Annotated in this window: 22 protein-coding genes; 10 read left to right on the top strand and 12 right to left on the bottom strand. The window is 61.7% G+C overall.

The window, feature by feature from the left end; genetic code table 11:
* Positions 1-100: 100 nt before the first annotated feature.
* From minE to minC, 3 genes are all read right to left on the bottom strand, one after another.
* A complete protein-coding gene (gene minE / locus ACO6VD_RS00490; protein ID WP_010224188.1) occupies positions 101-355 on the bottom strand; it encodes a cell division topological specificity factor MinE in 255 nt (84 codons plus the stop codon).
* Positions 356-358: 3 nt separating this feature from the next.
* A complete protein-coding gene (gene minD / locus ACO6VD_RS00495; RefSeq protein ID WP_038608231.1) occupies positions 359-1171 on the bottom strand; it encodes a septum site-determining protein MinD in 813 nt (270 codons plus the stop codon).
* 97 nt (positions 1172-1268) lie between these two features.
* Positions 1269-2024: a septum site-determining protein MinC gene (gene minC / locus ACO6VD_RS00500; RefSeq protein WP_422416285.1), complete on the bottom strand. Its 756-nt coding sequence runs from the start codon at positions 2022-2024 to the stop codon at positions 1269-1271.
* 120 nt (positions 2025-2144) lie between these two features.
* On the opposite strand from minC, the gene ACO6VD_RS00505 reads away from it, so the two are divergent.
* Complete coding sequence (locus tag ACO6VD_RS00505) at positions 2145-3077, top strand: lipid A biosynthesis lauroyl acyltransferase (protein ID WP_422416287.1); 933 nt, start codon at positions 2145-2147, stop codon at positions 3075-3077.
* A 55-nt stretch (positions 3078-3132) separates the two neighbouring features.
* Entirely contained in the window at positions 3133-4293 is a 1161-nt protein-coding gene (locus ACO6VD_RS00510; protein WP_422416289.1) for a patatin-like phospholipase family protein, read from the top strand.
* A gap of 6 nt (positions 4294-4299) precedes the next feature.
* On the opposite strand, the gene ACO6VD_RS00515 is transcribed toward ACO6VD_RS00510, so the two are convergent.
* Entirely contained in the window at positions 4300-5085 is a 786-nt protein-coding gene (locus ACO6VD_RS00515; RefSeq protein WP_422416291.1) for an MlaA family lipoprotein, read from the bottom strand.
* Complete coding sequence (locus ACO6VD_RS00520) at positions 5078-6376, bottom strand: serine/threonine protein kinase (RefSeq protein ID WP_422416293.1); 1299 nt, start codon at positions 6374-6376, stop codon at positions 5078-5080. Before ACO6VD_RS00520 ends, ACO6VD_RS00515 begins: the two co-directional genes overlap by 8 nt.
* A 243-nt stretch (positions 6377-6619) precedes the next feature.
* On the opposite strand from ACO6VD_RS00520, the gene ACO6VD_RS00525 reads away from it, so the two are divergent.
* Complete coding sequence (locus ACO6VD_RS00525; RefSeq protein ID WP_422416295.1) at positions 6620-6976, top strand: hypothetical protein; 357 nt, start codon at positions 6620-6622, stop codon at positions 6974-6976.
* Between the two features lie 131 nt (positions 6977-7107).
* Here the strand turns inward: ACO6VD_RS00525 and ACO6VD_RS00530 are convergent, their stop codons facing one another.
* On the bottom strand, positions 7108-8664 hold the full coding sequence (locus ACO6VD_RS00530; protein ID WP_422416297.1) for a beta (1-6) glucans synthase: 1557 nt from the start codon (positions 8662-8664) through the stop codon (positions 7108-7110).
* Positions 8665-8888: 224 nt separating this feature from the next.
* On the opposite strand from ACO6VD_RS00530, the gene ACO6VD_RS00535 reads away from it, so the two are divergent.
* From ACO6VD_RS00535 to ACO6VD_RS00545, 3 genes are all read left to right on the top strand, one after another.
* The gene (locus ACO6VD_RS00535; RefSeq protein ID WP_422416298.1) at positions 8889-9737 is read left to right on the top strand and encodes a glycine betaine ABC transporter substrate-binding protein; all 849 of its coding nucleotides are present in this window, start codon (positions 8889-8891) and stop codon (positions 9735-9737) included.
* Between the two features lie 192 nt (positions 9738-9929).
* Complete coding sequence (locus tag ACO6VD_RS00540; protein ID WP_400171470.1) at positions 9930-10241, top strand: DUF485 domain-containing protein; 312 nt, start codon at positions 9930-9932, stop codon at positions 10239-10241.
* A complete protein-coding gene (locus ACO6VD_RS00545) occupies positions 10238-11896 on the top strand; it encodes a cation acetate symporter (protein WP_422416299.1) in 1659 nt (552 codons plus the stop codon). Before ACO6VD_RS00540 ends, ACO6VD_RS00545 begins: the two co-directional genes overlap by 4 nt.
* A gap of 50 nt (positions 11897-11946) precedes the next feature.
* Here the strand turns inward: ACO6VD_RS00545 and ACO6VD_RS00550 are convergent, their stop codons facing one another.
* On the bottom strand, positions 11947-12099 hold the full coding sequence (locus ACO6VD_RS00550; RefSeq protein WP_010224169.1) for a DUF3309 family protein: 153 nt from the start codon (positions 12097-12099) through the stop codon (positions 11947-11949).
* 231 nt (positions 12100-12330) lie between these two features.
* Here ACO6VD_RS00550 and ACO6VD_RS00555 point away from each other — a divergent pair, with 231 nt between their 5' ends.
* The 3 genes from ACO6VD_RS00555 to csrA all read left to right on the top strand — a co-directional run bounded on the left by ACO6VD_RS00555 (position 12331) and on the right by csrA (position 13850).
* Positions 12331-13146: an SDR family oxidoreductase gene (locus ACO6VD_RS00555; RefSeq protein WP_400171472.1), complete on the top strand. Its 816-nt coding sequence runs from the start codon at positions 12331-12333 to the stop codon at positions 13144-13146.
* Positions 13147-13199: 53 nt separating this feature from the next.
* The gene (locus tag ACO6VD_RS00560; protein ID WP_422416300.1) at positions 13200-13532 is read left to right on the top strand and encodes a YnfA family protein; all 333 of its coding nucleotides are present in this window, start codon (positions 13200-13202) and stop codon (positions 13530-13532) included.
* Positions 13533-13667: 135 nt separating this feature from the next.
* A complete protein-coding gene (gene csrA, locus ACO6VD_RS00565) occupies positions 13668-13850 on the top strand; it encodes a carbon storage regulator CsrA (RefSeq protein WP_422416301.1) in 183 nt (60 codons plus the stop codon).
* On the opposite strand, the gene ACO6VD_RS00570 is transcribed toward csrA, so the two are convergent.
* The 5 genes from ACO6VD_RS00570 to mnmC all read right to left on the bottom strand — a co-directional run bounded on the left by ACO6VD_RS00570 (position 13851) and on the right by mnmC (position 20974).
* Positions 13851-14078, bottom strand: a complete 228-nt coding sequence (locus ACO6VD_RS00570) for a YheU family protein (RefSeq protein WP_045195429.1) — start codon at positions 14076-14078, stop codon at positions 13851-13853. It abuts the gene before it with no gap.
* A 65-nt stretch (positions 14079-14143) separates the two neighbouring features.
* A complete protein-coding gene (locus tag ACO6VD_RS00575; RefSeq protein WP_422416302.1) occupies positions 14144-15328 on the bottom strand; it encodes an osmoprotectant NAGGN system M42 family peptidase in 1185 nt (394 codons plus the stop codon).
* 14 nt (positions 15329-15342) lie between these two features.
* Positions 15343-17088: an N-acetylglutaminylglutamine synthetase gene (ngg, locus tag ACO6VD_RS00580; RefSeq protein WP_422416303.1), complete on the bottom strand. Its 1746-nt coding sequence runs from the start codon at positions 17086-17088 to the stop codon at positions 15343-15345.
* A gap of 3 nt (positions 17089-17091) precedes the next feature.
* Entirely contained in the window at positions 17092-18879 is a 1788-nt protein-coding gene (locus ACO6VD_RS00585; RefSeq protein WP_422416304.1) for an N-acetylglutaminylglutamine amidotransferase, read from the bottom strand.
* A 103-nt stretch (positions 18880-18982) separates the two neighbouring features.
* Positions 18983-20974 (bottom strand): bifunctional tRNA (5-methylaminomethyl-2-thiouridine)(34)-methyltransferase MnmD/FAD-dependent 5-carboxymethylaminomethyl-2-thiouridine(34) oxidoreductase MnmC, encoded by a 1992-nt coding sequence (gene mnmC / locus ACO6VD_RS00590; RefSeq protein ID WP_422416305.1) that lies wholly within the window; start codon positions 20972-20974, stop codon positions 18983-18985.
* 95 nt (positions 20975-21069) lie between these two features.
* Between mnmC and pap the strand changes: the two genes are divergently transcribed.
* A complete protein-coding gene (gene pap, locus ACO6VD_RS00595) occupies positions 21070-22563 on the top strand; it encodes a polyphosphate:AMP phosphotransferase (protein ID WP_422416306.1) in 1494 nt (497 codons plus the stop codon).
* Positions 22564-22670 lie beyond the last annotated feature (107 nt).

The raw sequence follows: 22670 nt of genomic DNA on the forward strand, positions 1-22670 counted from the left end.
GTGGGAGCGGGCTTGCCCCGCGATAGCGATCTGTCTGGCAAATCGCATCGCGGGGCAAGCCCGTTCCCACACGCCGTGGCAGGTTACCCTCAGGCGCCGATCAACGATCGGGCAGGGTGATGTTGAGTTCCAGGATCGAGCAGCTGCCCTGGTTTTCCAGAGCGACCTGCACATCATCGGAGCCGATGTTGACGTACTTGCGGATCACTTCCACCAGTTCCTTCTGCAGGGCTGGCAGGTAGTCCGGAGTACTGCGCTGACCGCGCTCGTGCGCCACGATGATCTGTAGACGCTCTTTCGCGACCGACGCGGTGCTTACTTTTTTGCTGGCACGAAAGAAGTCAAAAAGGTTCATTGGTTAGTTGCCTCCAAACAGGCGCTCGAAGAATCCCTTCTTCTTCACATCAAGGAACCGATGTTCCACATTTTTGCCCAACAGACGATCAACGGTGTCGCTGTAGGCCTGGCCCGCATCGCTCTGGTCGTCGAGGATCACCGGCACACCCTGGTTGGAGGCCTTGAGCACCGCCTGGGATTCCGGGATCACGCCCAGCAGGGCGACCGAGAGGATTTCCTTGACGTCTTCGACGCCAAGCATTTCGCCCTGGCTCACGCGCTCTGGATGGTAGCGGGTGATCAGCAGGTGTTCTTTGATCGGGTCTTCGTTGCGTTCGGCGCGGCGCGATTTGCTCGCCAGCAGGCCGAGCATGCGGTCCGAGTCACGTACCGAGGAGACTTCCGGGTTGGTCACGACAATGGCCTCGTCGGCGAAGTACATCGCCAGGTGGGCACCTTTCTCGATGCCGGCCGGGGAGTCGCAGACCACGTATTCGAAGTCTTCCTTGAGCTGCATCAGGACCTTTTCCACGCCTTCCTGGGTCAGCGCGTCTTTGTCGCGGGTCTGACTGGCGGCCAGTACGAAGAGGTTCTCAAGGCGTTTGTCCTTGATCAGCGCCTGTTGCAGGTTGGCTTCGCCGTTGACCACGTTGACGAAGTCGTACACCACGCGGCGTTCGCAGCCCATGATCAGGTCGAGGTTACGCAGGCCGACGTCGAAGTCGACGATGACAGTCTTGTGACCACGCAGTGCGAGGCCGGTACCAATAGCGGCGCTGGTGGTGGTCTTACCCACACCACCCTTGCCGGATGTAACCACGAGAATCTTGGCCAAGGTGTTTCACCCCTAATGAAAAAGGACGTTGAGTCCCAAAAATACAAAAAACGGCAACATCGAAATAAGTTGCGCAGAAAATGGCGGCAAGTATCCGTTAAAGACGGGTGATGTTCAACACGTCACCAGCCAGGCTGATCTGCACGCCGGCCCCCCACAGCGGATCACGGCGCAGGTCTTCGGAGACCTTGTACTGGCCGGCGATCGAGACCATCTCGGCAGTCAGCTGCTGGCAGAAAATGCGTGCCCGGGTATTACCCTTGATCCCGGCCAGCGCCCGCCCTCGCATTGCACCGTACACATGGATATTGCCATCGGCGAGAAGTTCCGCGCCCGGACTGACCGACGACACTACTACCAGATCGCCACCTTGGGCGTAGATCTGCTGGCCGCCACGTACCGGCGTGGTGATGATCTTGGTCGGCCTGATCGCCGGTTCAGGCTCGGGTGCTGGCACCGGGGCGGGCGCAGGTTCGGGCTTGACCACTTCGGGCTCGGGCTCGACCGGGCGTTCGCGGGCGCCCGACGGTGGCAGCACCGGCAGGTCGATGGCGATGGCCGCGGCGATGTCTTCGATGCGGCTGGCACGAATAGCCAGGGTGCGCAGGCCGTGATGGCGGCAGACGCGCATCAGCCCCGGCAGGTCGACCGGACCTTCACTGGCCGGGAGCTTGTCCAGGGCCAGCACCAGTGGCGTGTTGCTGAAAAAATTGGGTGCCTGGGCAACCTTGGCTGCCAACTGCCGGTTGAGGCCTTCGAGGTTGTTCCGGGCGAGCTCGAGCACGGTGATGGCGAGCATGCTGCCCTTGAGCTGGAACACTGGGTCTTGGTCTGGCGTTTGGGTCTGGCTCATGGTCTGCATAGGACGGCTTGTTACGAAAAAGTGCTCAGACTTATAACGAGAACGCCGGTTAGCCGCAACCCGTGCCGAACCGTTGTAGAATGCCCGGCCACTGTCATTCCGGAATCTTTAATGGATCGCCCGCGTTTTCGTCTTTATTTTCTGCACCCGCGCTTTTGGCCGCTGTGGTTGGGCCTTGGGCTGCTGTGGTTGATCGTGCAGCTGCCGTATCGGGTATTGCTGGTGATCGGCCGCGTACTGGGCGCCTTGATGTACCGTGTGGCCGGTGAGCGCCGGTACATTGCTGCGCGCAATCTGGAGCTGTGTTTCCCGGAGCTACCGTCCGTCGAACGCAAGCGTCTGCTCAAGGAAAATTTCGCTTCCACCGGCATTGCCTTCTTCGAAATGGCCATGAGTTGGTGGTGGCCAAAGGCCCGTTTGGCGCGCCTGGCACACATCGAGGGGTTGGAGCACCTGCAGGCCGCCCAACGTGATGGCCAAGGGGCCATTCTCATGGCCTTGCACTTCACCACCCTGGAAATCGGTGCGGCGCTGCTCGGCCAGGAGCACACCATCGACGGCATGTACCGTGAGCACGGTAACCCGGTGTTCGACTTCATCCAGCGCCGTGGTCGCGAGCGGCACAACCTCGACTCGCTGGCCGTGGAGCGCGAGGACGTGCGCGGCATGCTCAAGTTGCTGCGTGCCGGCCGTGCGATCTGGTACGCACCGGACCAGGACTACGGCGCCAAGCAGAGCCTGTTCGTGCCGCTGTTCGGCATCCAGGCCGCGACGGTCACCGCCACCACCAAGTTTGCCCGCCTGGGCAAGGCGCGGGTGATTCCCTTCACCCAGCAGCGCCTGGCCGATGGCAGCGGTTATCGGCTGGTGATTCATCCGCCGCTGGGGGATTTCCCCGGCGAGACCGAAGAAGCCGATTGCCTGCGCATCAACCAATGGATTGAAGTGTCCTTGCGCGAGTGCCCGGAGCAGTACCTGTGGGCGCATCGTCGCTTCAAGTCGCGTCCGCCGGGGGAGCCAAAGCTTTACGATAAGCGGCGTTGAGGCTATCGCGGGCTTGCCCCGCGATGAATTCACCACTCTCTTCCAGGAAGGCAGTATGTCAGCACCGATCACAGGATTGATCCTCTCCGGCGGTGGCGCCCGCGCTGCCTACCAGGTTGGTGTGCTGGCCGGCATTGCTGATCTGCTGCCGCCCGGCGCGGCCAATCCGTTTCCAGTGATCGTCGGTACTTCGGCAGGGGCCATCAACGCGGTGACCCTGGCCAGCGGCGCGGTGCACTTTGCCGATGCGATCCGTCGGCTTACCAGCTTCTGGCAGGGTTTTCGCAGCCATCAGGTACTGCGCAGCGACTGGCCAGGGGTGATTCGCCAGGCCAGCCGTTTTGTCGGCCATAGCCTGCTTGGCCTCGGCGCGCCGGTCCCGGTGGCCCTGCTCGACAGTTCACCGCTGCGTCAGTTGCTCAACCAGCATCTGGACCTCAATGGCATCGGTCATGCCCTGGAACAGCAGCACCTGCACGCGGTGGCAGTGACGGCGTTCGGTTATGAGTCCGGCCAGGCAGTGACCTTCTATCAGGGCAGGGGCGCTATCGACCCCTGGTTGCGCCACCGTCGTATAGGTTTGCCCACCCGTTTGAGTGTCGAGCATCTGCTCGCCAGTTCAGCCATTCCGCTGTTGTTCGCGCCGGTGAAACTGGGCGAGGAATTCTTCGGTGACGGCGCGGTGCGCCAGTCGGCGCCGATCAGCCCGGCGTTGCACCTTGGCGCCAGTCGTGTGCTGGTGGTCGGGGTCAGCGGTAACCCGCAGCGTCCGCTGGACGGTGAGCCGCGCTCGCGCATTTTCAGCGGTCAGCAGCCGAGCCTGGCGCAGATCGGTGGCCATATGCTCAACAGCACCTTCATCGACAGCCTCGAAGACGACATCGAGCTGTTGCAGCGCCTCAACCACCTCAGTCACCTGATGCCCGAACACCTGGAACGTCGACGCCTGGGGCTGGCACCGGTGGAGGTGCTGGTGGTCGCCCCGAGCCAGCCGCTGGATGAAATCGCTGCCCGTCATCGCCGCGAACTGCCCGCGGCCCTGCGCCTGTTCCTGCGCGGCCCGGGAGCAACCAAGACCAGCGGTGCTGGGGTACTCAGTTACCTGCTGTTCGAAGCAGGCTACTGCAGCGAGCTGATCGAGCTTGGCCGACGCGATGCGCTGGCCAAGCGCCGGGAGCTGTGCAACTTCCTCGGCCTGCCCCAGGTGGCTGGCTGACTTCGACTACTCGGCGATTTGCAGCTGGCGTGCCGAGGTATAGACGTAGCGGACTTTCTCGTACTCGAATGGCGAGTTCAGCTGGCCATAGCGGAAGCGCGTGGTGTAGCGCTTGTCGACGGCGCGCAGTAACCACACTTCCGGGTGGTTGCTGCTGACTTCGGCAACGTTGAGGAAGTTGATCCAGTTCTCGGCGCTGTAGTCCACCACCAACCCGCCGGTGTCGCGCAGGTTCGACGGCCCGAGGATCGGCAGCATCAGGAAAGGACCGTCAGGTACGCCATAGAAGCCCAGGGTCTGACCGAAGTCTTCGCTCTGGTACGGCAGGCCCATTTTGCTTGCCGGGTCCCACAGGCCGGCAACGCCAATGGTGGTATTGAGCAGCAGGCGCGCAGTGATCTCCATCGAACGCTTGCCCTTGAACTGCAGCATGCTGTTGAGCAGGTTGGGCACATCGCCGAGGTTGCTGAAGAAGTTACTCACGCCGGTGCGGACAAAGCTTGGCGTGATGTAGCGGTAACCGTCGACCACCGGCAGGAACACCCATTGGTCGAAGCGGTAGTTGAAGTGGTAAATCCGCCGGTTCATCGACTCCAGCGGGTCATAGACGTTCAACGCCGCCAGGGTGGAGCGTTCGAACTCGCGCTGGTCCAGTCCCGGATTGAATTTCAGTTCTTTGAGCGGCTCGGTAAAACCATCGGTATCCACCACACTGGCGCGCGGCGCGGTTTCTTCAGCTTGAACCAGGGCACTGGCAATCAAGGCGCTAGCAATCAGTAGGTGTTTAACCACGGAAAAACTCCAGCATGGCGTCACTGTTGACACGGTAGTTGAGGTTGCCGCAATGGCCGCCGTGGGGGTAAAGGGTCAAACGCTCGCCAAAGGTGGTACGCAAAAAGCCGATGTCACCCGGGCCGAGAATGACGTCGTCGGCGTTGTGCATCACGGCTATTTTCGGACTCTGCTGCAGGTAGTCCTTGAGGGCATACAGGCTGACCTGATCAACCAGTTGCAGCAGGCTGCCGCCATCGGTACGGGCCCGCCACATGGGAATGACCTGTTCGGTAATGTAGCAATCGAAGTCGCACTGCAGCGCCCGTTTGAAAAACGGCGTGAGGCTGCTGCTTTCGGTGATCGGGTACTTGGGCGGGGTAATCAACCCGCGGCGGTTGACCAGGTCGGAGGTGAACGCAATGTCGGCGGCCGAGAAACGGAACGAGGTGCCGATGACCATTGCCATCTGCTCGTTGCTCAGGTGCTGGCGCGACTGCTGGAAGTCATAGAGCAGGGCGTCGTTGAGGTCGATGTAGCCTTTTTGCTGGAAGTAGCGGGTCAGCTTGCTCAGCACCAGTTCGTAGAAGGTGGTGCTGCTGTTGACGCCTTTGACCTCGGTTTGCACCAGTTTGTCGAGGTTGGTGATCGAGGTGTAGAGGTTGACCGGCGGGTTGAGCAACAGCACGCGTTTGAAGTTGAAGCTGCGCCGGGTTTCGTCCAGGTGGCTGACGAAGGCTGCATCCAGGGCGCCGAGGCTGTAACCACTGAGGTAGTACTCAGTCACCGGCAGGCGCGGATGTTGGGCGCGCACGCCCTGCATGACCCGGTAGAGGTCTTCGGCGTCCTCACTGCTGACACCGGGAGTGGCGAAGCGCGAGGCCGAAGTAATGAAGTCGAAGCTGGTCGGCGAAGACAGCTGCACCACATGGTAGCCGGCTTTGTAGAAGAGCTTTTTGAGGTATTCGTTGATGCTGCTGGAGTAGGGCGCACCGGTACCGGCAATGAGAAAGATAAGCGGCGCCGGGTGATCCTGTTCGGCCAGGCGGTACTTGAGCTTCTTCACTGCCCAGAAATTGTCAGGGAGGGTGAAGGCCCGCTCCGGGCGCATGGTCAGGCTGTAGTCGGACTGGGTGATGTCATCGTCGCTGGGCAATTCCGGGCGCAAGTCCGGCGGTGTCGTGGCGATGGTCGCTTCGAACGGGTTGGTCAGCGGGTAGCCGTAACTGGCGGCATCGATATCTTGTGCCGAAGCGGACGCACTCAGGATAAGGCCGCCCAGGAGGGCAGCGAGGCGTGGTAATCGAAGCATGACGGATCCCCAAAAAAAGCAGCAGCAAAGTGCGTTACGCAGGCTAGGACCATCGTGTCCCTGGCAAAGTTGCCTGGCGCTCCGGCATTTCTCGTCCCCGATGGTGCCGTTTTCGCCTGCGGCGCGGCAACAATTGGTTCCATTTATCTTTGCTTCAAAGTAGCTGAACTGGGCGCTTTTGCCTTGCATAGACAGCCCGGCGCTTTATGCTGGGCGCCGATTTCGAAGATTCCGGAGCGTTACATGTCTCGCCGTTTGCCGCTGATCACCTTATTGCTGTTTCTGCCTGTGTGGCTGGCAGCCAGCTACGGGGTGCGTTATGTCCTGATGGAAGACGCTCAGTGGGTCGGTGTCTGCGCTGAACAGGCGCAATTGTGGCAATGCCAGGCACGTTCGGCGCTGGGCTTGATGATTCACTTCAGGGTAATTGCCTGGACTGCGCTGGGGCTGGCGTTGCTGGCGCAGGTAGTGCCTGCGCGGGCTGGCTGGCGGGTGGCGGTGCTGGCTCTGGTGTTCGCGATTCCGGCGCTGGTGTTGTACAGCGCCAGTATCGCGGTGTTTGCCGTGGTGCTGGCGGGGTTGCGCCTGGTTCGGCGGTGAAGTTATCGCGGGGGAAAAACCACCTCCCCCACCAGGGGGGGGGGTGGCACGCCAGGTGGTGCGCGCGGAGGTCCAAGAAGAGCCCCCTCCTTCCCTGATGGTGCCCCTCCCCCCCCCCCCCGCGATGGCCATTAATGCTGCGCGCGAACTCTCAGGCTACGCCACAACGCCCCCACCATCAGCACACTGACCCCCGCCCAGACCAGCGCCTGCTGGTTGCTGAAGCCCTCACGGTACAACTGCGGTGCAATGCCGGCACCGACGATAAAGGCCAGCAGGCCAATCTCGGCCCGCGGCCCGCGTACCGGACGCAGCAGGTACACCACTGCAGGTAATACCAGTGCGGCGCTCGGGAAGCTGCGATAACGCGGATCAAACACCAGCGCCAGCATGCTCACCGCCGCGGCAAAACCTGCCGCCAGCAGCCACCAGCCGGCCCGCGCTTCCAGCCAGGCGAACAGCCGTTCACGCCAACCATTCCGTTGCGCCAGGGCCAACGCTGCATGGGCCAGGACGATCAGGTTCAAGCCGGCCAGCAGCACCGCCCAGATCCACTCACCGGCAAAGCGGCTGTTGATTCGCACCAGCTCACCCCACAGGCCCAGGCTCGCCGCACCCAAAGCCGCAAGCAGTGGCAGCAATAAGGCAGAGCGGGTGCCGCGTACACGACCCGCGAGCAGCAGAGTAGCGATGAACAGCAGGCCGCCGGCGATCAACCATTGCGGCCAGAACACCAGATTGCTGACCGGACCTTCGAGAATGCCCTTGTCCTGGCGATCAGCATCGTACAAACCCCAATAACCGCCTACCGCACCTTCACTGGCACGTTTCCAAGGCTGGTCGAAGGCTTCGATCAGGTTGTAGTGCCAGCCATTCTGTTCAGCCATGGCGACGAAGCCGCGAATGAACCGTGCTTCGTTGACCCGGCTCGGCAGGGCCGTCTCACGCTGACGCCCTTCGCTGGGCCAGCCGGTTTCGCCGATGACAATATCCTTGGGGGCAAAGCGGTTGCCGAACACCTGGCGGATTTCGCCGACATGCACCAGCGCGTCGTCGATACCCTTGGGATCATCTTCCCAGTAGGGCAGCAGGTGAATGGTCAAGAAGTCCACGGTCGGGGCGATTTCCGGGTGCTGCAGCCAGAACTCCCAGACGTCGGCGTAGGTCACCGGCACGTTGACCTGGCTTTTTACCTGTTTGATCAACGCAGCCAGTTGCGGGCCAGTGACTTCCTTGCGCAGCAGGGTTTCGTTACCGACGATCACCGCTTTGACCACATCCGGGTTGGCGTTGGCCGACGCAATCAGGGCCTTGACCTCTTTCTGCGTGTCCACCGGATTGGCGTTGATCCAGGCACCCAGCATGACTTTCAGACCATGCTTGCGGGCAATATCGGGAATCGCCTCAAGCCCGGTCATCGAATAGGTGCGGATGCACTCGAAGCGCTGGGCCAGCAGGGCCAGGTCGGCGTCCATGCGTGCCGGACGCAGCTGGAAAGGCTGGTCGAAAGGCGACTGGTCCTTGTCGAACGGCGTGTAGGACGCACACTGCAGTTTGTGCGAGGCACTGGCCGCATCAGGCAGCACCACCGGCTTGCCCAGCCCGTACCAGAGCCCTCCCAGCGCAAACAGGCCGAGCAGGCAGGCAAACAGATAGGGCAGTAGCGGGAAGCGGGCAGTCGGGGACATGGATCAGACCGTCAGGGAGCAAAGCCGCCAATAGTACCTGCAAATGGCACGGGCTAAAGCCTTGGCGGGCAAAGTTACTCCGGTTGGATGTTGCTTCATGTAACGGCAACCGTAGCTGGCGATGTGATGTCGCTGGTCGATGCCTGGAGGTCGTTGCCAGAGCAGGTCAGGGCGCATCAGCGGTTGATGATGCAGTTTCCGTGACGTGACGAGGGGAAGCTTTGATGAAAATGCGACGACTCCTGGGGGTGGGCACAGCCCTGGTAATGGCCATTGGCGCTGCACATGCGTCGGCCAAGGAAGTGAGCATCGGCTACGTCGATGGCTGGTCCGACAGTGTGGCGACCACCAACGTGGCGGCCGAAGTGATCAGGCAGAAGCTCGGTTATGACGTCAAACTGCAGGCCGTGGCTACCGGCATCATGTGGCAGGGGGTGGCGACCGGCAAACTCGACGCGATGATGTCGGCCTGGCTGCCGGTGACCCACGGTGATTACTGGACCAAGAACAAAGACAACGTCGTCGACTACGGCCCCAACTTCAAGGACGCCAAGATCGGCCTGATCGTCCCCGACTACGTCAAGGCCAGCTCCCTGGCCGACCTCAAGACCGACGACAGCTTCAAGCACAAGATCGTCGGTATCGACGCTGGCTCCGGCGTCATGCTCAAGACCGATCAGGCCATCAAAGACTACGACCTCAGCGGCTATAAACTCCAGGCCAGTTCCGGCGCGGCGATGACCGCAGAGCTGGGCCGCGCCTATGCCAAGCAACAATCCATTGCCGTGACCGGCTGGGTACCGCACTGGATGTTCGCCAAGTGGAAACTCAAATTCCTCGAAGACCCTAAAGGCGTGTACGGCGCTGCGGAAACCGTCAACAGCATCGGCAGCAAGGAACTGGCGACCAAGGCGCCAGACGTGGCTGAGTTCCTGAAGAAGTTCCAGTGGCAATCCAAGGATGAGATCGGTGAGGTCATGTTGGCCATTCAAGAGGGCGCAAAACCCGAGGCCGCAGCCAAGGACTGGGTAGCCAAACACCCTGAGCGCGTCGCCGAGTGGACCGCCAAATAATGGCCTAAGGCTTCTATCTGGCACCTTCCAGGGCCGCAGCACCAGAAACGGTGCTGCGGCCCTTGTCGTTTCTGGCTGTTACCGAATCGGTAAAACAGTTTTGCATCTAAGACTAAGGTCGTCTGGAGTGCGTCCCAAGGCAGCATAAAGTGGAGCGGGTACTACCTAATCTGTGCTGCGAGGACAAAAACAATGAACGACAGCATTTATCTATCGATACAAAACAGCCCGCGATTCAAGGAGCTGGTGTCAAAACGCGAACGTTTCGCCTGGATACTCTCGGCGATCATGCTCGGCCTCTACTCCGCTTTCATCCTGTTGATCGCTTATGGTCCGCAAGTACTGGGTGCCAAGCTCAGCCCTGACTCGTCGATCACCTGGGGCATTCCCCTTGGTGTCGGTCTGATCCTCTCGGCTTTCGTGCTTACCGCGATCTATGTGCGTCGCGCCAACGGTGAGTTCGATGAGATGAACAAAGCGATTCTCAAGGAGGCACAGCAATGATCCGGCGTCTTCTGGCAACTCTGGCCTTCGGCATTTTCGCACCTGCCGTCTGGGCCGCCGACGCCCTCACCGGCGAGGTGCACAAGCAACCGTTGAACGTCGCGGCGATCCTCATGTTCGTCGCTTTCGTCGGTGCCACCCTGTGCATCACTTACTGGGCTTCCAAACGCAATAAATCGGCTTCTGACTACTACGCCGCTGGCGGGCGCATCACCGGTTTCCAGAACGGTCTGGCGATTGCCGGTGACTACATGTCGGCAGCCTCCTTCCTGGGGATTTCCGCCCTGGTGTTCACCTCCGGCTACGATGGCCTGATCTACTCGATCGGCTTCCTGGTCGGCTGGCCGATCATTCTCTTCCTGATCGCCGAACGCCTGCGTAACCTGGGTAAATACACCTTCGCCGACGTGGCCTCGTACCGCCTCGGGCAAAAAGAAATCCGTACCCTGTCGGCCTCCGGCTCGCTGGTGGTAGTGGCGTTCTACCTGATCGCGCAAATGGTCGGTGCCGGCAAGCTGATCCAGCTGTTGTTCGGTCTGGACTACCATGTCGCGGTGATTCTGGTCGGTATCCTGATGTGCATGTACGTGCTGTTCGGCGGCATGCTGGCGACCACCTGGGTACAGATCATCAAGGCTGTACTGCTGCTCTCCGGTGCCAGCTTCATGGCGTTGATGGTGATGAAACACGTCAACTTCGACTTCAATGCGCTGTTCTCCCAGGCCATCGATGTTCACCCTAAAGGTGAAGCGATCATGAGCCCTGGCGGTCTGGTGAAAGATCCGATCTCGGCTTTCTCCCTGGGTCTTGCGCTGATGTTCGGTACCGCTGGCCTGCCGCACATCCTGATGCGCTTCTTCACCGTCAGCGATGCCAAGGAAGCCCGTAAGAGCGTTCTGTATGCCACCGGTTTCATCGGCTACTTCTACATCCTGACCTTCATCATCGGCTTCGGCGCGATCCTGCTGGTCAGCACCAACCCAGACTTCAAGGACGCTGCTGGCGCCCTGATCGGTGGTAACAACATGGCAGCGGTGCACCTGGCCGACGCCGTCGGTGGCAGCGTGTTCCTCGGCTTTATCTCGGCGGTAGCCTTTGCGACCATCCTCGCGGTTGTGGCAGGTCTGACCCTGGCCGGCGCCTCGGCGGTGTCCCACGACCTGTACGCCAGCGTGATCAAGAAAGGCAAAGCCAACGAGAAGGATGAAATCCGCGTCTCGAAGATCACCACCATTGCCCTGGCGGTACTGGCAATCGGTCTGGGTATCCTGTTCGAAAGCCAGAACATCGCCTTCATGGTCGGCCTGGCGTTCTCGATTGCGGCCAGCTGCAACTTCCCGGTACTGCTGCTCTCGATGTACTGGAAGAAGCTGACCACCCGTGGCGCCATGATCGGCGGCTGGATGGGGCTGATCAGTGCCGTGGCGCTGATGGTGCTCGGCCCGACCATCTGGGTGCAGATCCTTGGTCACGAGAAAGCCATCTACCCGTACGAGTACCCGGCGCTGTTCTCGATGCTGATTGCCTTTGTAGGGATCTGGTTCTTCTCGATCACTGACAAATCCAAGGCGGCAGACGAAGAACGTGCACTGTTCTTCCCGCAGTTCGTGCGTTCGCAAACTGGCCTGGGTGCCAGCGGTGCGGTGTCGCACTGATCAGTAGACGCTGAAGAAAAAGGCAGCCGTGAGGCTGCCTTTTTTATTGCCTAGATTTTGCCTAGCAACAACAGGATCAACAGGATGATCAGTACGGTACCGATGATACCGGACGGGCCATAGCCCCAACTTCTGGAGTGCGGAAAGACAGGTAAGCCACCGATCAACAGCAGTATCAGAATGATGATGAGTATGGTGCCCATGGCAGTGTCCTTGTTTGACGTGAGAGGGTAGGCGTATCGGTTCAATCCTTCTGTTCGGTCATGCGTTTCATGCCCGCTTGTTAATTCCGACTCTCGCGCGTAGCGAAAAGTTTAATTATCCGGTTTCACCACTGTTTGCCCGGGCCATTCAGCATCCTGATACAGCGTGGGTGCGGCCCATGCCTTCGCTACACTGGCGATAACTTTCAGAACCGTACAAGGCATCCGTCTATGCAAAACCGCATGATGATTACTGGCGCAGGCTCGGGGCTCGGTCGCGAGATCGCGTTGCGTTGGGCCGGTGAGGGCTGGCAGCTGGCGTTGGCGGATGTCAACGAGGCGGGCCTGAAGGAAACCCTGGCGCTGGTCAAGCAAGCCGGTGGCCAGGGCTTCGTACAGCGCTGCGATGTCCGCGACTACAGCCAACTGACGGCCCTGGCCCAGGCGTGCGAGGAAAAGTTCGGCGGCATCGATGTCATCGTCAATAACGCCGGGGTGGCTTCGGGTGGTTTTTTTGCCGAGCTGTCGCTGGAAGACTGGGAGTGGCAGCTGTCGATCAACCTGATGGGCGTGGTCAAAGGCTGCAAGGCCTTCCTGCCGATGCTTGAGCGCAGCAAGGGCCGGATCATCAACATCGCTTCGATGGCGGCCTTGATGCAGGGGCCGGCCATGAGCAACTACAACGTGGCCAAGGCCGGGGTGCTGGCGCTCTCGGAAAGCCTGTTGATCGAGCTGCGCCAACAGGAAGTGGCGGTGCATGTGGTGTGCCCGTCGTTCTTCCAGACCAACTTGCTGGACTCGTTCCGTGGCCCGACCCCGGCGATGAAAGCCCAGGTCGGCAAACTCCTGGAAAGCTCGCCGATCAGCGCCGCGGATATCGCCGACTACATCTACCAGCAGGTTGCCGAGGGCGAGTTCCTGATCCTGCCCCATGAGCAGGGCCGTGAAGCCTGGAAACTCAAGCAGCGCAACCCGAAACTGCTCTACGACGAGATGGCCAGCATGGCCGAGAAAATGCGCGCCAAGGCCCGTCCCTCTCCGGGTTGAGGCGTTGCATCAGGTATTCTTGGCGCTTTCTCACTAGCACCTGAGTATCTGGCGTGATCAATTATCTGTGGTTCTTCCTCGCGGCGGTCTTCGAGATCGCCGGTTGCTATGCCTTTTACATGTGGTTGCGGTTAGGCAAGAGCGGTTGGTGGATCGCGCCAGCGCTCATCAGCCTGACGCTGTTCGCGCTGATCCTTACCCGTGTTGAGGCCGCCTATGCCGGACGTGCCTACGCCGCCTACGGTGGCATCTACATCGTCACCTCGTTGCTCTGGCTGGCCCTGATAGAACGGGCGCGGCCACTGGGCAGCGACTGGGTTGGCGCGCTGCTCTGTGTTCTGGGCGCCAGCATCATCGTGCTGGGGCCGCGTCTTCAGAGTGCTTGAACGAGCTGAATTGACGAAAATCTGTAGGTAAATTCGTCAAGTTTGGTGGGATCGGTCTATTTGAGTGGCGGAGTATTGAAGCCTTCTGACCCCCCGTGCAGTCTCCAAATTCTCACCTTTGTGGAGGATCGGAGCATGTTGGTAATAGGCCGCGAAGTAGGCGAAGTCATCGCCATCGATGAGCACATCAAGGTCAAGGTGCTGTCGGTGGAAGGCAATGTGGTGCGCTTTGGTATCAGCGCACCTCGAGAGATCGAAGTCCATCGAGCCGAAATCTATCGGCTGATTGTCGAACAGTCGGCCAAGGATGCCAGCTGATCAGTCGAGCAGTTCCTTGGGCACGTCGTGCTTGGCCAGCAGTTGGCATTGCTGGCTTTCGAGGTCGAAGAGAATGAATGCCTGTTTCTTCGCCAGGGCCTGACGAACACGCAGCACGCGGGTTTCCAGCGGGGTGTCGTCGCCGTTGTCGGTGCCGTCGCGGGTGACGAAGTCCTCGATCAGGCGGGTCAGGGTTTCGGCTTCCAGTTGGTCGTAGGGAATCAGCATAAACAGGGCAGGCTTGGCGAAGTGTGCACTCATGCTACGCGAAACCTGTCCTGCGTGTGTAGGCGCTAGTGCTTGTTGCCAATCAGGCTATCAACCGCGGGTACCCGGGTATCGCTTTCCATCTGGGTGTCATGTTCCAGCTGGTGGCTGAAGCTTTCCAGGGAACTGCCGGTCGCCTGCGAGTCGCTGGCAAACACCGGTGGACTGAGCAGGTAGGCGGTCAGCAGGCGGCTGAGTGCCGCCAGGCTGTCGATATGGGTGCGTTCATAGCCATGGGTGGCATCGCAACCAAAGGCCAGCAGTGCCGTGCGTATATCGTGGCCAGCGGTAATGGCCGAGTGGGCATCGCTGAAGTAATAGCGAAAGACGTCGCGCCGCGCCGGCAGTTCGTGCTCGCGGGCGAGTTTGAGCAAGTGCCGCGACAGGTGATAGTCATACGGGCCGGCGGAGTCCTGCATGGCGACGCTGACTGCGTGTTCACTGGAGTGCTGGCCGGGGGCGACCGGGGCGATGTCGATGCCGACGAATTCGCTGACATCCCAGGGCAGGGCAGCCGCTGCGCCGGAGCCGGTTTCCTCGGTGATGGTGAACAGCGGATGGCAGTCGATCTGCGGTTGTACGCCGCTGTCGACCACGGCCTTGAGCGAGGCCAGCAGCGCCGCAACCCCGGCCTTGTCATCCAGGTGACGGGCGCTGATATGGCCACTTTCGGTGAATTCGGGCAATGGATCGAAGGCGACGAAGTCACCGATGTCCACCCCCAGGGTCTGGCAATCGGCGCGGGTGGCGCAATAGGCATCCAGACGCAGTTCAATATGCTCCCAGCTCACCGGCATCTGGTCGATGGCGGTGTTGAAGGCGTGCCCGCTGGCCATCAACGGCAGCACGCTGCCGCGCAGTACACCGTTGTCGGTAAACACACTGACCCGGCTGCCTTCGGCAAAACGGCTGGACCAGCAGCCCACCGCAGCCAGCGACAGGCGGCCGTTGTCCTGGATGGCCCGCACGCTGGCACCGATGGTGTCCAGGTGCGCTGAAACGGCACGGTCCGGAGAGCTCTTGCGCCCCTTGAGGGTGGCGCGGATGGTGCCACGGCGCGTCAGTTCGAAGGGGATGCCGAGCTCTTCCAGGCGCTCGGCAACATAGCGCACGATGGTGTCGGTAAAGCCGGTCGGGCTGGGAATGGCGAGCATCTCCAACAAGACTTTCTGCAGGTAGTTGAGGTCAGGTTGCGGGAGCGGTTCAGACATGTAGCCTCCTGTGCTCAGGGTGCCGGCCGGCTGTGCGGGAACAGCAGGTCGACGAAGCGTTCGGCAGTGGGTTGCGGTTCATGGTTGGCCAGCCCGACCCGTTCGTTGGCTTCGATGAACACGTGCTCGGGCTGGTCGGCAGCAGTGACCATCAGGTCCAGGCCGACCACTGGTATATCCAGAGCCCGGGCGGCGCGGATCGCCGCATCGGCCAACAGCGGGTGCAAGCGATCGGTGACATCCTCCAGGCAACCACCGGTGTGCAGGTTGGCGGCGCGGCGCACGGCCAGGCGCTGGCCTGCGGGCAGCACGGTGTCGTAGTCGACTCCCGCGGCGTGCAGGGTGCGCTGGGTTTCATCATCCAGCGGGATACGGCTTTCACCTGCGGTGGCGGCCTGGCGTCGGCGGCTTTGCGCTTCGATCAAGGCGCCGACGCTATGCTGGCCGTCACCGACTACCTGCGCCGGGTGGCGAATCGCGGCGGCCACCACCTCAAAGCCGATGACCACGATGCGCAGGTCCAGTCCTTCATGAAAGCTTTCCAGTAATACCCGGCTGTCGAAGCGCCGGGCGTTCTCCACGGCCTGGTTGATCTCTTCAAGACGCGTCAGGTTCACCGCCACACCCTGGCCTTGCTCGCCATCCAGCGGCTTGACCACCACCGCACCGTGGTCTTCGAGAAAGGCCTGGTTGTCATCGGCATTGCCTGCCAGCTGTTGCGCCGGCAGATGTAGGCCGGCGCTCTTCAACACCTTGTGGGTCAGGCTCTTGTCCTGGCACAGGGTCATGCTCACGGCGCTGGTGAGGTCGCTCAAGGATTCGCGGCAGCGCACCCGGCGTCCGCCCAGGCTGAGCGTGAACAGGCCGGCGTCGGCGTCATCCACCTGGACTTCGATGCCGCGCCGATAAGCCTCGTCGACAATGATCCGGGCATAGGGATTGAGCCCGGTCTCGGGGCTCGGGCCGAGAAACAGCGTCTGGTTGATGCCGTTTTTGCGCTTGATCGCAAAGGTCGGCAGGGTACGAAATCCCAGTTTGGCGTACAGGCGCTTGGCCTGACGGTTGTCGTGCAGGACCGAGAGGTCGAGGCAGCTCAGGCCGCGGCTCATGAAGTGCTCGATCAGGTGGCGCACCAGCACTTCACCAACCCCGGGCCGGGTGCAATGCGGGTCTACCGCCAGGCACCAGAGGCTGCTGCCGTGCTCAGGGTCGGCGAAGGCTTTGTGATGGTTCAAGCCCATCACGCTGCCGATCACCGCTCCCGTGTCTTCGTCTTCGGCCAGCCAGTACACTGGGCCGCCAAGGTGGCGCGGGGTCAGTAATGCCGGATCGATGGCGAGCATGCCGCGGGCCAGGTACAGGGCGTTGATCGCCTGCCAGTCGCTGTCGCTTTGTGCTCGGCGGATACGAAAGCCGCGAAATACGCGTTGCGCCGGGCGGTAGTCGCTGAACCACAGGCGCAAGGTGTCGGAGGGGTCGAGGAACAGCTGTTGCGGGGCCTGCGCCAGCACTTGCTGGGGGGCGGCCACATACAGGGCGATATCACGTTCGCCGGGGTGTTCATCTTGCAGGGCATTGGCCAGGCTCGCCGGGTCCGGGTAGGTGTGGCCGATCAACAACCGTCCCCAGCCGCAATGCAACGAGCGCGGCTGGTCGTGAGGGTCGCTGCCGTCGCCGGCCAGTTGCGCCTGTAAACGCTCATAAGACGGCACCTGGCCGCGCACCAGGCGCTGGCCATAAGGTGAGGCGTGGGCTTTCATCGGTCAGATTCCTTGTTCGCTGAGCCACAGGTTCAAGGCTGCCAGTTGCCAGAGTTTCGAGCCGCGCAATGGCGTCAGCTGGCCATGGGGATCACTGAGCAGACGGTCGAGCGCCGCCGGTTCGAACAGACCGCGGTCCTGGCTGGGGTCGAGCAACAACTCGCGGACCCAATCCAGGGTCGCACCTTGCAGGTGCTTGAGGCCGGGTACCGGGAAGTAGCCTTTCTTGCGGTCGATCACTGCAGCGGGGATGACCAGGCGCGCCGCTTCCTTGAGCACTTGCTTGCCGCCGTCGGGCAGCTTGAAGCGCGCCGGGATGCGCGCCGACAGCTCCACCAGGCGGTAGTCCAGAAACGGCGTGCGCGCCTCCAGGCCCCAGGCCATGGTCATGTTGTCGACCCGTTTGACCGGGTCATCGACCAGCATCACCGTGCTGTCCAGGCGCAGGGCTTTGTCCACGGCGTCGCTGGCGCCGGGCTGGGCGAAATGCTTGCGGACAAAATCACCGGCGGCGTCGTGATCGAGTCGCCACGGCTGCTGCACTGTGGCGGCGTAGTCGTCGAAACTGCGGTCGAAGAAGGCATCGCGATAAGCGTCATAGGGCTGCTGAGCGCCGTCGACCTGCGGGTACCAGTGATAACCGGCAAACAGTTCGTCTGCGCCCTGGCCGCTTTGCACCACCTTGCAGTGCTTGGCTACTTCCCGCGATAGCAGATAGAAGGCGATACAGTCGTGACTGACCATCGGTTCGCTCATGGCGCGGAATGCCGCGGGCAGTTGCTCGATGATTTCCCGTTCATCAATGCGCAGCTGGTGATGGCGGGTGCCATAGTGGCGGGCGATCAGATCGGAGTACTGGAACTCGTCACCGCGCTCGCCACCGGCATCTTCGAAACCGATGGAAAAGGTCGAGAGGTCGTCGACGCCCACTTCACGCAACAGGCCGACCAGCAAGCTGGAGTCGACGCCGCCGGACAACAGCACACCGACATCCACCGCCGCACGTTGACGAATCGCCACGGCTTCACGGGTGCTGTCGAGTACCCGGTCGCGCCAGTCTTCCAGGCTCAGATGCTGCTCGTCGGTGCGCGGACCGTACTGCAGTTGCCACCACACCTGTTGTTCGACGCGGCCCTGGGCATCGATACGCATCCAGGTGGCCGGCGGCAGCTTCTCGACATTGGCCAGCAGGGTGCGCGGCGCGGGCACCACAGCGTGAAAGTTCAGGTAGTGGTTGAGCGCTACCGGGTCGAGCATCGGATTGATGTCGCCGCCTTGCAGCAAGGCTGGCAGGCTTGAGGCGAAGCGCAGGCGCTCGCCGTTGCGCGACAGGTACAACGGCTTCACCCCCAGGCGGTCACGGGCGAGGAACAGCTGTTGACTATCACGCTCCCAGATCGCCAGGGCAAACATGCCGTTCAGGCGCGGCAGCAACTCGGTGCCCCAGGCGTGGTAGCCCTTGAGCAGCACTTCGGTGTCGCCGCCGGAATAGAAGGCGTAGCCGAGGTTTTCCAGCTCGCTGCGTAATTCCGGGAAGTTGTAGATGGCGCCGTTGAAAGCCAGCGACAAGCCCAGCTGGTTGTCGACCATGGGCTGCGCCGAGCCGTCGGACAGGTCCATGATTTTCAGTCGGCGATGGCCCAGGGCGATCGGGCCCTGGCTATGAAAGCCCCAGGCGTCGGGGCCGCGAGGGGCCAGGTGATGGGTGATCCGCTCGACCGCGGCGAGGTCCGCCGGGCGTGGTGGGTGGGCAACAGGGGTGAAACGAAACTCTCCAGCTAATCCACACATAAGTCCTTACCGGTTTTGCCGTTGGGGAAGGTGCCCGAACGCGGGCACAATGAAACTGACCGGTGCGGATAGCGAGAGTTTTAGATCGATCGGTTATAAGAGCTTAGGCTCGCTTGCCTTTGCCGCGTATCAGTTCGCGCAGCATGAAGCGATTCGGGTGGCAGGCTTCGGCGACGCTGCGCGGTACTGGCAATGGTGCGTTGTCGACCCAGGCGGCGATCATTTCGCCTGACAACGGCGCGGTGATCAGCCCGCGTGAGCCATGCCCGCTATTGATGTACAGGCCTTCGAGCCAGGGGCAAGGCGTGTCTGGCACCTGGCGTGCGTCCTTGGCCAGCACTGCGTAATGCTGGTTGAACGCCTGCTGGTCGGCGAGCGGGCCGACGATGGGCAGATAGTCGGGGCTGGTGCAGCGAAAGGCTGCGCGGCCTTGCAGGGTATGAGGATCGATGTGGTGGGCGTCGAGGCGCTCGGCCAGGTCGCTGGAGATTTCTTCCAGCAAGCGCAGGTTGCCGATGTGTTCGCCAGCGGTGGGGGTCAGGTCGGTGCTGTGGAAGTCGAAACTGGCGCCCAGGGTGTGTTCGCCGCCGCGTGCAGGCGCGACATAGCCGTCGGCGCAGACCACGGTGTTCAGTGTCTGGCTTTGCGTGGTAGCGGGCAGGCGGGTGACCTGGCCGCGAATACGCTTGAGCGGCAGGGCGGCACAGGGCTCGAAATGCTGGATCTCGGCGGCGGTGGCCAGCACCACCAGCGGCGCACTGGCGAGGAACTTCTCGCTTTCCCACGCCTGCCACAGGCCATCGACCTTGCGCAGCTGCAGCACCTGATGGTGGGTCAGCAAGGTGATGTTCGGATGCTGCAGCTGCGCCTGGCACAAGGCGGGCGGATGCACCCAGCCCGCTTCCGGGTAGTACAAGCCGCCACTGGCCAGTGTCACACCTGCCAGCGCTTCGGCCTGCTCGCGGTCCAGGCGTTGCAGCAGTTGCGGGTTGAAGGCATTGGCCAGCAGCGTCTGGCGCTGTTCTTCCTTGGCATCGAAGGCCAGTTGCAGCACGCCGCAGCCGTCCCAGTCACGTCCACGTTGCAGGGATTCGAGCAGCCGTCGGGTGTAGCCAAAGCCGCTGAGTATCAATCGTGACAAGGCGGTGCCATGGGCCGACAGCTTGAGGTACAGCACCCCTTGCGGATTACCCGAAGCCTCGGCTGCCGGGGTGGCATGACGCTCCAGCACGCTGACCTGCCAGCCCCGTGCAGCAAGGCTCGCGGCGGTGGCACAACCGGCCAGGCCGGCGCCGATCACCAGGGCCTGGCGCGGGCCGGGTAGGGCAGCGGGGCGAGCGAACCAAGGTGCTTGTGCTGCAGGTGTTGCAAGCGTTTCAGGTGTGCCACGAAAGACACCGCGCAACACCTCCCACTTCTTGCCGATACCCGGAATACGCTTCATCTCGAAGCCCACGGCAATCAGGCCGCGACGCACCCAACCGGTGCTGGTGAACGTGCCCAGGGTGGCATTGGCGGCTGACAGGCGGCCGATCTGGGTGAACAGTTCCGGGGTCCACATCTGCGGGTTCTTCGCCGGGGCGAAACCGTCGAGGAACCAGGCATCGACCTGGGCGTCCAGTTGCGGCAATTGCTCCAGGGCATCACCGATCATCAAGGTTAGCCGAACTCGGCCCTGATCGAAGACGAAGGTCTGGAAACCCTCGTGTACCGCAACGTACTGAGTCAGAAGCTGTGCGCTGAAGGGCGCCAGTTCCGGCCACAGGGCCAGGGCGCGGGTCAGGTCGGCCTGGCTCAGCGGGTACTTTTCAACGCTGACGAAATGCAGGCGGGCGTCAGCGTTGGCGCATTCGCTGAACAGCTGCCAGGCGCAAAAGAAATTCAACCCTGTACCGAAGCCGGTTTCACCGATCACCAGACACTGGTCGGGCAGCATCGCGCTGAAGCGCCGGCGCAGGTCATTCTGGTCGATGAACACATGGCGGGTCTCTTCCAGGCTCTGGTCCTTGGAAAAGTAGATGTCATCGAACTGGCGAGAGTGGGGGCGGCCCTGGTCGTCCCAGTCGATCTGGGCGTAGTGGGTAACTTCGGTCATGGTCGGCTCAGGCATGTCTAGAGCGGCATTTTAGCTTACCCGGACAAAGTCTACCCGGATCCGCTAGTCTTGCTTATCCATGTAGGGAGCCTGGTATGTTCGAATCCGCTGAAATTGGTCACGCCATCGACAAAGAAACGTACGAAGCCGAAGTTCCAGCGTTACGGGAGGCGTTGCTCGAAGCACAGTTCGAGCTCAAGCAGCAGGCACGTTTTCCGGTGATTGTGCTGATCAACGGCATCGAAGGGGCGGGCAAGGGCGAAACGGTAAAACTGCTCAACGAATGGATGGACCCGCGCTTGATCGAAGTGCGCACCTTCGACCAGCAGACCGACGAGGAGCTTGCCCGGCCACCGGCCTGGCGTTACTGGCGTGCGCTGCCGGCCAAGGGGCGGATCGGGATATTTTTCGGTAACTGGTACAGCCAGATGCTGCAGGGGCGGGTCCATGGTCACTTCAAGGACGCCGTGCTCGACCAGGCCATCCGTGGTGCCGAGCACCTGGAAGAGATGCTCTGTGATGAAGGCGCGCTGATCTTCAAATTCTGGTTCCACCTGTCGAAGAAACAGATGAAGGCCCGGCTCAAGGCGCTCAAGGACGATCCGCTGCACAGCTGGCGCATCAGCCCGCTGGACTGGCAACAGTCGGAAACCTACGACCGCTTCGTGCGTTTCGGCGAACGGGTACTGCGCCAGACCAGCCGCGACTACGCGCCCTGGCACGTAATCGAAGGGGTTGATCCGCATTACCGTAGCCTGGCGGTCGGGCGCATCCTCCTCGAAGGGCTGCAGGCGGCGCTCAAGGTTCAGCATGCGCCGGTTCATCAGGCCAATATCGCTCCCCTCGGTCACGCCATCGATCAGCACAGCCTGCTGGGCAGCCTGGACATGACCCTGCGCCTGGACAAAAGCGACTACCAGGAACAATTGATCACCGAACAGGCGCGTCTGGCCGGTCTGCTGCGTGACAAACACATGCGCCGCCATGCCCTGGTGGCGGTGTTCGAAGGCAACGACGCTGCCGGCAAGGGCGGTGCCATCCGCCGCGTTGCGGCGGCGCTGGACCCCCGTCAGTACCGCATCGTGCCGATTGCCGCGCCGACTGAAGAAGAGCGCGCGCAACCCTACTTGTGGCGCTTCTGGCGGCATGTCCCGGCGCGGGGCAAGTTCACCGTGTTCGACCGCTCCTGGTATGGCCGGGTGCTGGTCGAGCGGGTCGAAGGCTTCTGCAGCCAGGCTGACTGGATGCGTGCCTATGGCGAGATCAACGACTTCGAAGAACAGCTGACCAGTGCCGGGATTGTGCTGGTCAAGTTCTGGCTGTCGATCGATGAGCAAACCCAGCTCGAGCGCTTCCAGGAGCGTGAGCAGATACCGTTCAAGCGCTTCAAGATCACCGAGGAAGACTGGCGCAATCGCGAAAAATGGGGCCAGTACGCGGAAGCGGTGGGTGACATGGTTGACCGCACCAGTACCGAGATCGCGCCGTGGACGCTGGTGGAGGCCAACGACAAGCGCTGGGCGCGGATCAAGGTGCTGCGGACCATCAATGATGCGCTGGAGGCGGCGTTCAAGAAGGACAAGAAATAACTGAGGCCCACTCTTTGTAGGAGTGGATTCATCCGCGATGGACGACAAAGTCGTCCCCATTCCCGGTGAAGGGGGACGCTCCGCGCCCCATCGCGGATGAATCCGCT

Source organism: Pseudomonas sp. GZD-222 (assembly GCF_049310525.1).
Classification (GTDB): Bacteria; Pseudomonadota; Gammaproteobacteria; order Pseudomonadales; family Pseudomonadaceae; genus Aquipseudomonas.